The organism is Clostridium sp. AF35-15 (assembly GCF_003477745.1).
Classification (GTDB): domain Bacteria; phylum Bacillota; class Clostridia; order Lachnospirales; family Lachnospiraceae; genus Otoolea; species Otoolea fessa.
This window is the reverse complement of record NZ_QUDY01000005.1, coordinates 164,334-175,723: the sequence shown is the minus strand read 5'-3', so window position 1 is coordinate 175,723 and position 11,390 is coordinate 164,334. Positions and strand designations below refer to the sequence as shown.

The 11,390-nt window shown below is 41.2% G+C and carries 9 protein-coding genes and 1 pseudogene; 6 read left to right on the top strand and 4 right to left on the bottom strand.

What is annotated here, in order from left to right:
- Positions 1-156 precede the first annotated feature (156 nt).
- The 4 genes from DWZ76_RS07820 to cobI are packed head-to-tail and all read right to left on the bottom strand — an operon-like array spanning position 157 to position 2,998.
- Entirely contained in the window at positions 157-708 is a 552-nt protein-coding gene (locus tag DWZ76_RS07820) for a hypothetical protein (RefSeq protein WP_118467691.1), read from the bottom strand.
- A 25-nt stretch (positions 709-733) separates the two neighbouring features.
- Complete coding sequence (locus DWZ76_RS07815; protein WP_233430146.1) at positions 734-1,477, bottom strand: ABC transporter permease; 744 nt, start codon at positions 1,475-1,477, stop codon at positions 734-736.
- A complete protein-coding gene (locus tag DWZ76_RS07810; protein WP_118472345.1) occupies positions 1,468-2,310 on the bottom strand; it encodes an ABC transporter ATP-binding protein in 843 nt (280 codons plus the stop codon). Before DWZ76_RS07810 ends, DWZ76_RS07815 begins: the two co-directional genes overlap by 10 nt.
- Positions 2,303-2,998 (bottom strand): precorrin-2 C(20)-methyltransferase, encoded by a 696-nt coding sequence (gene cobI, locus DWZ76_RS07805; RefSeq protein WP_333549078.1) that lies wholly within the window; start codon positions 2,996-2,998, stop codon positions 2,303-2,305. Before cobI ends, DWZ76_RS07810 begins: the two co-directional genes overlap by 8 nt.
- A 577-nt stretch (positions 2,999-3,575) precedes the next feature.
- On the opposite strand from cobI, the pseudogene DWZ76_RS07800 reads away from it, so the two are divergent.
- The 6 genes and pseudogenes from DWZ76_RS07800 to DWZ76_RS07775 all read left to right on the top strand — a co-directional run bounded on the left by DWZ76_RS07800 (position 3,576) and on the right by DWZ76_RS07775 (position 11,109).
- A pseudogene (locus DWZ76_RS07800) lies at positions 3,576-4,271 on the top strand (polyphosphate polymerase domain-containing protein).
- A gap of 11 nt (positions 4,272-4,282) precedes the next feature.
- Positions 4,283-4,960 carry a DUF4956 domain-containing protein gene (locus tag DWZ76_RS07795; RefSeq protein WP_118467686.1) on the top strand — a complete coding sequence of 226 codons (678 nt, stop codon included), beginning with the start codon at positions 4,283-4,285 and terminating at the stop codon, positions 4,958-4,960.
- Positions 4,944-6,443: a CotH kinase family protein gene (locus tag DWZ76_RS07790; protein ID WP_118472344.1), complete on the top strand. Its 1,500-nt coding sequence runs from the start codon at positions 4,944-4,946 to the stop codon at positions 6,441-6,443. Before DWZ76_RS07795 ends, DWZ76_RS07790 begins: the two co-directional genes overlap by 17 nt.
- Positions 6,444-6,446: 3 nt before the next feature.
- Complete coding sequence (locus DWZ76_RS07785) at positions 6,447-8,621, top strand: hypothetical protein (RefSeq protein WP_118472343.1); 2,175 nt, start codon at positions 6,447-6,449, stop codon at positions 8,619-8,621.
- A gap of 509 nt (positions 8,622-9,130) precedes the next feature.
- The gene (locus tag DWZ76_RS14945) at positions 9,131-9,709 is read left to right on the top strand and encodes a hypothetical protein (RefSeq protein ID WP_147353128.1); all 579 of its coding nucleotides are present in this window, start codon (positions 9,131-9,133) and stop codon (positions 9,707-9,709) included.
- Complete coding sequence (locus tag DWZ76_RS07775) at positions 9,706-11,109, top strand: glycosyltransferase (protein ID WP_118472341.1); 1,404 nt, start codon at positions 9,706-9,708, stop codon at positions 11,107-11,109. The genes DWZ76_RS14945 and DWZ76_RS07775 overlap by 4 nt, the downstream gene beginning before the upstream one ends.
- Positions 11,110-11,390 lie beyond the last annotated feature (281 nt).

Sequence of the window (11,390 nt, the reverse complement as noted above, 5' to 3'; positions counted from 1 at the left end):
AAGAATCCCTGTAACTGTTCAGTAGGTCTGCGCATTTACTGCGCTGACCGTACGAAAACATGGGTCAGCAGGCAAAAATCCCATTGCCGTAGGCAATTTTTAATGGATTTTTGCGCGTGACTGTGAAGGTACTGAACAGTTACGAATCCCTTTAATTTAAATCCGGCGTTTCCCCGTATAATCCCGCTTCCGGCGTTCATTTACGATATGATTCAGAATCCCGCCACCGATAATAATAACGGCTGCCATCATCAGCACACGTTTCGCCCCTTCCTGCGGAAGTGTGCTCTTAGACGCAATCGACGTAGTATTGAATTGAAGGGTATATTCGATTTCATGAGGCGTTCCCATCGCCAGTGTATCCGCCCTGACTGTAAGTTCTTTTGTCAGATCCAAAACAGGGATCGTAAAATGAGAATTTGCGTCCTTGGCACTTTCATTCTCGTATTTTCTATTATCTACCACCATGTAATCATAATTGGAACTGCTCCATGTGATGGATATGTATGCCGTTCCATCTGTCACCGTCAGAAGAGCAGGACTCTGGATCGAAGCCTTTCCGCTTCCTCCGGTCATTGTTACCTCGATGGCATATTCACCATCCTTCAGGGAAAGCAGCGTTCCAGCACCTGCCTGCGCTGTCAACGTCCACCGGCTGCTAAATAAGATACAAATGATTCCCAAAAGAATGAAACCTATTTTTTTCATAGACAGAAAACTCCTTACCCTGTGTTTATAAATTCTTTTTCTTATACAGAAACCAGGACGCAGCAATCGAAAAACACGCCAGATACAGAAGCAGGATCCCAATCGTTGTATAAGAAAATGCCTCATGATTGGCGATGCTGCGAAGCGCCGCACTGGTCTGCGATAACGGCAGATATTCAATCACCTGGCGCAGACCATCCGGCATACTCCGGGCTGAAAAGAATGTATTGCACAGATATGCCATCGGCATAATCACGTAATTCGAAAAGCGCGGCACATCGGCATGGTTTTTGGCATAAAAAGATACCACAACTCCAATTGTGGAAAACACAGATCCGTTTAAAAACATTAGGAGAAACGACCAGCCGTTAAAACAGAGCCCCGTTCCGATCGGCAAAATCAGAAGAATAATCACGGCTCCCGCATATAATCCCCGGAGACTTCCACCGATGATCTGTCCCGCGATGAACTGCCACAGCGGGGTAGGAGAGATGATGACCTGGTCAAATGCTTTTTCGTACAATCTCTGGACGTTTAAATTCTGGGCGATAGCATTGAAACTGCCGTTCATGGTCGTCAGGGCAACCACTCCCGGAATCAGAAAGTTCAGATACGATTGTCCGTGCGACATGGTCTGGATTCCAAGACCAAACACCAGAATATATAAAAGAGGGGCAATCATGGCAGCCAGCGTGATTTTATAAAAATCCCGCCGGAATTCTACCCATTTTTCCCATAACACAGTAAGAATACCCATTTTTACCGGCATTCCAGCTGCTGCCCGATTGTCTCCAGAAATACATCTTCCAATGTCGTACTGCGAAGCGCTGTTTCCTGTTCTGACGCGGACAAATACTGAATTGCCTCCTCCTTTCCATGAAAATAGTGTGATTTCAGCCCATCTGGTGAAGTCTCATCAACCGCATACCGCCCCAGCGTCTCTATCATATGCCCCGGAGCATCTGTTTCCTCCAGACGTCCACCGCACATAAAGCCGACACGGTCACAAAGCGTTTCTGCTTCCTCCATATAATGCGTTGTCAGAAGAATGGTAAGCTTTTGCTGATTCAGCTTTTTCAGAAGATTCCACATCTGACGGCGGGCAAATGCATCCATCCCTGCAGTCGGTTCATCCAGAAGAAGGATTTCCGGTTCTGTTAAAAGTGCCCGGCAGACCATCAGCTTCCGCTTCATGCCTCCGGAAAGCTTTCGGACGGTTCTCTTCCGATAATCGATCAACCCGCAGAATTCCAGCAATTCCTCTGACCGCTCCCGAATCTTTTTGATCGGCATATAATAAAGACGTCCCTGATATTCCATAATCTCGTTCATCGTCATATCCTGACGCATCGAGTATTCCTGCGTAACGACACTGAGTTTTTGTTTCAGCTGGTTTTTCTGACGGGTCAGCAGCTCTCCGTTGATCCAGATTTCACCCGAAGTCGGAAGCAGGAGAGTGGAGAGCATTCCGATGGTGGTCGTTTTTCCGGAACCATTCGGTCCCAAAAGCCCAAAGAACTCGCCTGTCTCAATTTTCAGGTTCAGATCCTCGACCGCCAGAAAATGATCGTATTTTTTTGTCAGATGCTTTAATTCAATCATGGTTCCCTTCCTTCACGACAATAATCGAATAATAACTTGCCCGTTCTGGAATTTCATCGATTTTATGATAAATATGCTCCTCTGGCATACCACAATTTTCGATCATGATACCTGTCATATGCTTTTCTTTCAGGGTCGCCTTGACAAGCGGCATCTTGGAAGCTGCTTTCATCAGAACCTTGGTACCTGGAAGTTCCAGCGCCGCCTCAATATCATAAGTGGACGGAATAATATGAAGCTGTTCTGAGCGGTCAACAAGACTGTCCTGAAGCTTGGCGCTGACCGCGCAGAAGGACGGAATGCCATTAATGATTTCAGTTGCATAACCATGTGCTTTTACAATTCGATGGATATAAATATAGGTACTGTAAATCGTCGGATCTCCGAGCGTGAGGCAGGCAACATCCTTCCCCTGTTCCAGCTGCTCTATAATCTGATTCGAGGCAGCCTGGTATGCTGCATTTAAAACAGCTTTATCTTTTGTCATCGGAGTAGTGAGGTTTAAGCATTCCTTTTCATCCAGATTTTCCACGATCCCGCTGGCAATTTTATAGGAAACTGCATTTTCCTTTCCATCCGCCGGTACCGCAATCACCGGGCACTTCTGAATCGTGTCAACTGCCAGATACGTCATGAGCCGCGGATCGCCCGGACCTACTCCTACGCCATATAAGGTTCCTTTTATCATAAACATTTCCTTTCTGTGAAAACTGTGAGAAATTCAAGTGTTCAACTTTTAAAATTTTTGTACGATGCCTTTTTTGCTTTTTTAATAAAGTACGAAATTAGCCTTTTTCAAAAGTAAAAAATTTTGTACTTTATAGTTAGTGGTTAATAAATGGCTTAGATACAAGGATTATAGCATAAAGTACAAAAATTTCAAAATGCACTTTATTTCAGAATGTACTTTATTTCGAAACAGAATAAAGTACATTTTCAAATCGCTCCATTTTGGAAATTTCATAAATAGTGGAATAAAGTGGGTTACAAGAATTCCAAAAGCAGTTATCCGCAAAAAGGGTTAATGTCAGTGGAATGTATTTTGGATATGTTCCCCAAAATGGAAAACAAATACAGATGAGCTTATCCGATGGCTTTGACTGTTATCAGTCTACACCATCGGTTTCCTCAAGTCCAGCTAACCCCTGAATAGTAACTGAGAGGTCATTGTATAGTATGAAGTTGTATTCTAGACAGAAAAATTTTTTGGATGTATACTATAGAGTTGGATTTACTAAAAAGCAAAAGCAGGAGGAAATAATACTGTGCGCGATGTACTGCGGGAAGAAAAGAAATTTCTGCTGAATCAGGCAGAAGCTTTAAAACTCCGGAATTATCTGTCAAATGTGGTTCATACCGATTTACATAATGGATCCGATGGTTACCAGGTACGTTCTTTGTACTTTGATTCTTTGTCAAATCGGGATTTTCAGGAAAAAGAAGATGGTCTGGAGTTAAGAAGGAAGTTTCGTTTGCGGGTATAATGTCCTGATGCGGATTTTGCACTGTTTGAAATGAAGCAGAAGCAGGGACCATATCAGCGAAAGCGATCATTAAGATTATCCAGAAAGGAAGCGCAGGCTCTCATTGAGGGTGATTATTCTGTACTTTTAAACAGTGGCAGTGAGTTTGGACAGGAATGTTATTCAATTATGGAAATGTGGGCATACCGTCCTAAAACAGTTGTAGAATATGACAGATTTGCATTTATCGCGCCAGAAAACTCTATTCGAATAACCTTTGATTCCGGAATACGGGCTAATGAAGTGAATTTTAATGTGTTTGATAGAAATCTGGTGTTAAACAGTGTAATGTCGCCTTTTGCTGTAGTGCTGGAAGTAAAATACAATGGCTTTTTGTTAAGCTATATCAAGCATATGCTTCTGCCCGTTCAGAAAAGCGAGCTTTCCGTGAGCAAATATTGTATGGCAAGACAAGTTGGCTGTAACTACAGGTTTTAGGAGGAAAGGAAATGAAAGAGACGATTTATAACCTGCTTGCCCAACAGGGGGATATGACCTGGCAGCAAATTATAATGCATATTCTGGTAAGTGCTGTCATTGGTCTGTTTATTTTTATTTCATATGTGATTTCACATAAGGGAACGATTTACAGCAAAAAATTTGGAGTAACACTGATCGTTCTGACGGTTATGACAGGAACAGTTATGACTGTCATAGGAAACAATATTGCATTGTCGCTTGGTATGGTCGGTGCATTATCTATTGTGCGTTTTCGAACTGCAATAAAAGATTCCAGAGATACTGTATATATTTTCTGGACGATTATTGTGGGAATATGCTGTGGAGTTGGAGATTATCTGGTTGCTGCAGTAGGCAGTTCTGCTATTTTTCTTATTTTTCTTATCATGGGAGCGATTCGCAGTGATAACCGTATGCTTTTGATCATCCGTGCAAAAAGAAGCCGCTGTGAAAATATAGAATCCCAGGTCTTTCGTTATTTTGGGACTGGTGTCGTTCTTCGGGTAAAAAATACGACAGAGGAAAATGCTGAGTACATTTATGAATTATCCAGAAAAATACTGGAGAAAGTTCAGAAACAGTATCCGGCTTTAACAGATGATTTCTATAACCTTGGACAAATCGAAAGTGTTAATATTGTAGCTCAAAGCGATGAAATTTATAACTGATATGAAATATAAAATAATAGGATTTATATGCTGCTTTGCGGTTATCCTGATTGCCGTTTTTGCGCCATTGTCTTATAAGGACTACCGAAAAACGGAGAGAATTCATCAGCATGAACAGGAAATTCCCCAGGAACCATGTACGGATCCTGCGGATGGCGGTCTGTGTACATATCTTCCGATTGTCAAAATTGATACAGATGGGATAGAAATCCCGGGAAGACCCATTAAGGATGATGGAAACAACCGCATTTATACACGCGCTACGGATGGGGAAACTACAATTGCTGCTCAGATGGATATAATTGGGAATGACAGCAAAGAGTACCATCATGCAAATGAAACGGCAGATGTATCTTCTGAAATCCGTATACGAATGAGAGGTAATTCCTCAAGAAAGTTTGATAAGCCAAGCTATGCCATCAGACTTGTAGATAAAAAAGGGGAAAACAATCCGCTTTCCATTATGGGAATGGATGCGCACCATGAATGGGTATTATACGGTCCCTGGCTCGATAAAACAGCCATACGAAATTATATGTTTTACAATCTTGCCGGAGAAATGATGTCTTATGCGCCAAATGTAAGATTCTGCGAAGTAATTCTTAATGGTGAATATGAAGGTCTATATGTAATGACTGAAATGATAACCGGCGGAAAAGATGGCGCCAGGCTGGGACTTCGTGTAAATGCCAAGCGCAGCACATTTTCCGGATACCTGCTTCGCCTGGATCATCAGCATGCGGGCGAAGAAGCTTTAAACAGCTTTACAACGTATACCTACAAAACCCCCTTCCTGCTGCAGATAGAATATCCCGGAAACAGGAACAGGGATGCCAGACTGACAGAAGAAATCCGACAGGATTTTTCAAATTTTGAAAAAACTCTGTATTCATATGATTATGACAGGGAAAAACATGGCTACACTTCTATGATAGATGTAGACAGCTTTGTAGATTACTTTATAATCAATGAGCTTTCCAGTAATGCAGATGCCGGAAACTATTCCACTTATATTTATAAGGGAACCGATAATCTGTATCGTATGTGTGTATGGGATTTTAATAATGCCTGCAATAACTATTTCGAGGAGGAACTTCCTTATACAGGATTTTTCCTGAACAACCGATTATGGTTTGAAATGCTTATCAAAGATGAGGATTTTACTGAACGGATCATCCAGCGATATCATTCCTTGCGAAAAGGTCTGTTAAGTGAGGATTCACTTTATCGTTATATCGATGAAACCCTTGATTTTATCGCACCAGCTCTTGCAAGAAACGATGCACGATGGGGAAGTGTGGAACAGCAGGCAAAGGGACTTCTGGTTCCGGTATCGAGAAATCTTGACAGTAGATCTGCCGCTGAAGGACAGTTAAAAGGTTACTTGCGAAACAGAGGAAAATGGCTGGATGAAAACATTGAGACTCTGCGTCAGTATTCAGCATCCTCCCGTGTAAAGCAGTATAATGAGGTTAATGATTAAAATATGAAACGATTTATTATCAGTATATCTGCCATCATTCTGCTTGTATTTATTGGATTTATAGCTGTGTTTTATGGCGGATTTTATGTAGACTCAGGCCGAGACAATCATGTAAACACATTTGTCCGGACTGAGAATAAAGAGATACTTATAAAGGACAAAGATAAGTGGAAACCATTTGAAGTCAGAGGAATTGACATGGGAAGCGGTATTCCAGGTGAATGGTCTACCGATTATGCGATCACCAAAGAAACCTATCTGCGCTGGTTTCAGCTGATCCAGGAAGCAGGAGCAAATACGCTGAGAGTCTATTCTGTCCAGAATCCGTCTTTTTATAATGCGTTCTATGAATACAATTCCCAACATGAGGAGCCGTTATATTTACTTCAGGGAATCTGGGTAAATGATTATATACAGAACTCCCGAGTGGATGCATATGCCGACTCCTTTGCAGGAAAGCTTCTGGATAATTGCCTGGTCACTGTAGATGTGATCCATGGAAAACGACTTATCATCAATAATGATGCAGATACAAGTACAGGACTTTATTTACACGATATCTCGAAATGGGTGCTGGGATATATTATCGGAAATGGATGGGAAGATACAACCGTTGCATATACAGATGAGAAATATCCGGATATGGAACCGTATAAAGGAACCTATCTTACTGCTTCAAAAGATGCCTCTGCCTTTGAATCCCTGCTTGCAGAAACAGGTGACAGGATGCTGTACTATGAATCAACAAGATATGATGAGCAGCGTCTGATCTCCTTTTCCAGTGGAAATGCAACAGATCCTTTTGATTATCCTAAAGAGATTGCAGAATATTTCCGAAAATGTGCCCGGATCGACGCAGAACATATAACTGCAACTGATAAATTTATATCCGGTCAGTTTGTCAGCTACAGTGCATCTCCATATGATCAGGATTACCTTTCCTGTATGGAATACACAACATGGAACAGCTTGTCTGATAAAAAGATTGACTTTAGTGACTGTATCACTCCTGACGGAAAAAGGAATACTTATCGGGCATATTTAAGACTTTTAAACGAACATCATACAATGCCGGTTTTGGCTGTTGAATTTGGTGCAGCCACAGGACGAGGTGAGATTCAGGAGAATCAGGTAACCAGCAGAGGACTTGGATACTATTCTGAAAAAGAACAGGGAAAGATTCTGGTAGATTGTTATGAAGACATTATGGCTGCCGGACTTTCCGGAGGCTGTGTCTACTCCTGGCAGGATGAATGGTTCAAGCATACCTGGAATACCATGTATGCTGTAGATTTAAGCCGTAATATTTACTGGGAAGATGCTCAGACAAATGACCAGCATTTTGGCTTGCTGGCATTTGACTGTGGGGAAAAAGAAAGTGTTTGTTACGTGGACGGGGATACTTCCGAATGGACGGATAAAGATATGGTGATCCAATATGAAGACGGCTCTTTCATCAGTGTGAAGTATGATGCCTCCGATGTTTATTTATATCTCCATAAAAAGGGCTTTGATCTGGAAAATGACACGCTGTATGTTCCGGTTGATACGACCCCTAAAACAGGCAGTACCCGTATGGAAAATTGTACAGCAGAATTTGAAAGACCTACAGATTTTGTACTGATCTTAAATGGAAAAGATAATACTCGTCTGTTGGTTCAGGATCGGTATAATCCCATTCATGCCAATTATGAGGAAGATATTACAGGAGAAGATTCTTATATTGATCCACCGGCTCGGGATAGCGCTGTATTCGAAAATATCTGCATGGTATTACGGGATGTTATTGGTCAGTATCAGGATGCTGCCACACCGTTAAGAACCTTTGAAAGTGGAAAGCTGCATTATGGTAATGGAAATCCATCTGCATCTGATTATGATTCCAGAGCAGATTTTATCTGTAACGGAGATGATGTGGAAATTAGAATCCCATGGCAGCTGCTGAATTTTTCTGATCCGTCCCGAATGCAGATTCATGATGATTATTATGACGGAAATTATGGCATTGAAGCAGTGGGGATCAAAGAGATGTTTATAGGTCTTGGCAGAGAAGGAAATACTATCGAGATGGGACGGCTTAAACTGAAAGGATGGGAAAATACAGTATCTTACCATGAAAGATTAAAAGAAGCATACCAGGTTCTGAAGACATACTGGACAGGAAAGGAACACGAATGATAGCACAATTTGTGATTGTTTTTTATTTTATTGTCTGTGTGGGGATTATTCTGTTTAACTGCTTCACAGAGATAATTTCAAGATATCGTTCCTGTGTTCTGAAAAGGAGGGAACAACGATATTGCGAAGAATACAGACAGTTGTTTTTAGATAATATAACGGAAAATAAAAAGCAGGAAAAAAGGCTGGTTAAAGAGCTTCAGTCAACCAGTAGACTTCTGACGTTCAGTGAAGCATTATATAAAATTGAAAACAGTATGCCGGAACAATTCCAGCAGGGAATAGCATCTGTAAGTCGGCTGATGGAAGAACTGATACCGGTTTATAAAAGAAAATCGGATACGGAAAAGGCCTGCTTGGCTTATGTATTTGCCATATTTCATATGACGAAATTCCAGGCCAAGGAAATTGTTTTCCCATTTCTTTTTGAACTGCTTGGAAATAAAAGTCTCTATTGCAGAGAGAATGCTTTGCGGGCGTTATACAGTTCAGAAGATATACACGCAGTTATGCAGGCATTGGAATTCCTGAATGCAAATGAGCAGCTGCTTCCGCATAAAAAAATACTTGCAGATGGACTTCTTTCCTTCGATAAAAAAGAAGAACTGATACCACTCCTTTGGAAAAAATTGAGTGAATTTCATCCAAGGATGCAGGTAAACCTGTTGGATTATATTCGATATGCATCGTCAAACTGGAAGGATGAAATGCTGTCTATGTTGGAAACAAGCCAGGATATGGAAATTCAGATCGCATGTGTCCGCTATTTTGGCAGATATCAGGATGAAAGAAGTGTTTCTTTTTTGCTTCATCACGCCAAAGAAGAAAAGGAAGGGGTCTGGGAATTGCAGAATGCCTGTATTTCCTCTCTTGCTATGTATCCCGGACCGCAGACACTGGAAATTTTGAAAAAAGAGATTTACAGTAAAAACTGGTATGTCCGTCATAATGCTGCAAAAAGCCTTGCAGTTCTGAATACAGATAGGGACGCATTAGCTGATATTTTACAGGGAAATGACCGCTATGCAAAAGAAATGTTAGAGTACCAGTTAGATGCAGCAAAAGCACAAAGGAGGGCGGGTTTATGACCGATGCATTTCGTTTTTTTCTGGAATGTGTCAATCTGTTTTTTATTATATATCTGATTGGATATTCCAGCTTTTTGTTTTTGTCGGTTGTAGCAGGAGCAATTGAACTGTACAAATCATACCGCCTTGAACAGCTGCACAATAAACTGTGGCAAAGCTATTACATACCGGTTTCCATTCTTGTTCCGGCTTATAACGAGGAGATCACGGTGAAGGACACAGTTACTTCACTTCTCAACCTGGATTATAAACTATATGAAATTATAGTGATAGATGATGGTTCTAAAGACAAAACATCTCAGATCCTGATTGATGCATTTCATATGGAGCGAGTGGCGCGCCCGATCCGTCATCTAATCCAATGTCAGCCTGAGGAAGATGTTTATGAATGCCCGAACCAGAAAGTACCCATTACTTTGATCCGCAAGAAGAACGGCGGAAAAGCAGACAGCTTAAATGCCGGAATCAATGCAGCCAGGTATCCTTGGTTTATCTGCATGGATGCGGACTCTATTTTACAGCATGATTCGCTGGAGAAAATCATTCGTCCGGTTCTGGAGGACGAAAATGTAATAGCCGTTGGTGGAAGTGTCCGTCCAGCCAATGGTGTTGTCATAAAAAAAGGTCATGTGATAAAATATAGGCTACCTAGAAATATAATAGCAAGAATGCAATCCCTGGAATATGACCGTTCTTTTCTGGCAGCACGTATCCTGTTGGATAAAATCAATGCAAACATGATCATATCCGGAGCTTTTGGATTATTTGAGAAAAAAACAGTGATTGCCGTAGGCGGATATGACAGCAGTACAATGGGCGAGGATATGGAACTGGTAGTCAGACTTCATGAATTCAGCCGCATGAATCGTAAGCCATATAAGATTGATTTTGCACAGGATGCCATCTGCTGGTCGCAAACACCGGAAAAATTAAGTGAATTGGGCAAGCAGCGGAAAAGATGGCAGAGAGGATTGTTCCAGTGTATGTGGGGACACCGTAAAATGCTGGCAAACCCACGGTACGGAGCTGTAGGACTTTTATCCTATATTTATTTTCTGTTTTACGAATTATTGTCACCATTTATTGAATTTTTTGGTATACTTACAATGGTTTTATCTGTGATGATGGATATGCTGAATGTGAAATTTATGCTGGTATTTCTTGCCTGCTATGCCCTGTATGGTATTTTACTCACATTAACTGCATATTTTTCAAGAATCTATACCATTGACCAGAGGCTTTCTTTTCGAGAACTGATCCTTGCTATTACTGCTTGTTTTTTTGAAACAACTTTTCTCCGCTTTTATCTGGCATTTGTCCGTGTGACTGCATTTGTGGGATACAAGAAGAACAAACTGAACTGGGGTAAACTGGAAAGAAAGAAAATGAACGGAATATAATTTTATTACTATGTCAATTTAGATTGATCGAAACGGCGGGAGGAAGTCTTGATTTAGCTGCGGGAAAAATAAGATTTGAGACTATATTACAATGGGTTATCAGTCATCAGAAGTAATGATTTTGGGAGAGATACCTTTACGGCATCTCTCTTTTTGTTTCATAGGAAATTGCGTCCTATGTCACATTATTTAAATAATCCATGTTACCGAGTGCTCTGGAAATGCCCTAAAAGTAAAAAATAATGCGGATGCAGTAGGAGCATTTAATATCCTGCGTAAAT

What these genes read in the sequence shown, in the direction of transcription:
- DWZ76_RS14945 (WP_147353128.1), top strand. Translation starts at nt 9,131, where the DNA reads ATGCAGGCATTGGAATTCCTGAATGCAAATGAGCAGCTGCTTCCGCAT.
- DWZ76_RS07810 (WP_118472345.1), bottom strand. Translation starts at nt 2,310, where the DNA reads ATGATTGAATTAAAGCATCTGACAAAAAAATACGATCATTTTCTGGCG.
- DWZ76_RS07820 (WP_118467691.1), bottom strand. Translation starts at nt 708, where the DNA reads ATGAAAAAAATAGGTTTCATTCTTTTGGGAATCATTTGTATCTTATTT.
- DWZ76_RS07775 (WP_118472341.1), top strand. Translation starts at nt 9,706, where the DNA reads ATGACCGATGCATTTCGTTTTTTTCTGGAATGTGTCAATCTGTTTTTT.
- DWZ76_RS07795 (WP_118467686.1), top strand. Translation starts at nt 4,283, where the DNA reads ATGAAAGAGACGATTTATAACCTGCTTGCCCAACAGGGGGATATGACC.
- DWZ76_RS07790 (WP_118472344.1), top strand. Translation starts at nt 4,944, where the DNA reads ATGAAATTTATAACTGATATGAAATATAAAATAATAGGATTTATATGC.
- DWZ76_RS07815 (WP_233430146.1), bottom strand. Translation starts at nt 1,477, where the DNA reads ATGCCGGTAAAAATGGGTATTCTTACTGTGTTATGGGAAAAATGGGTA.
- DWZ76_RS07785 (WP_118472343.1), top strand. Translation starts at nt 6,447, where the DNA reads ATGAAACGATTTATTATCAGTATATCTGCCATCATTCTGCTTGTATTT.
- cobI (WP_333549078.1), bottom strand. Translation starts at nt 2,998, where the DNA reads ATGATAAAAGGAACCTTATATGGCGTAGGAGTAGGTCCGGGCGATCCG.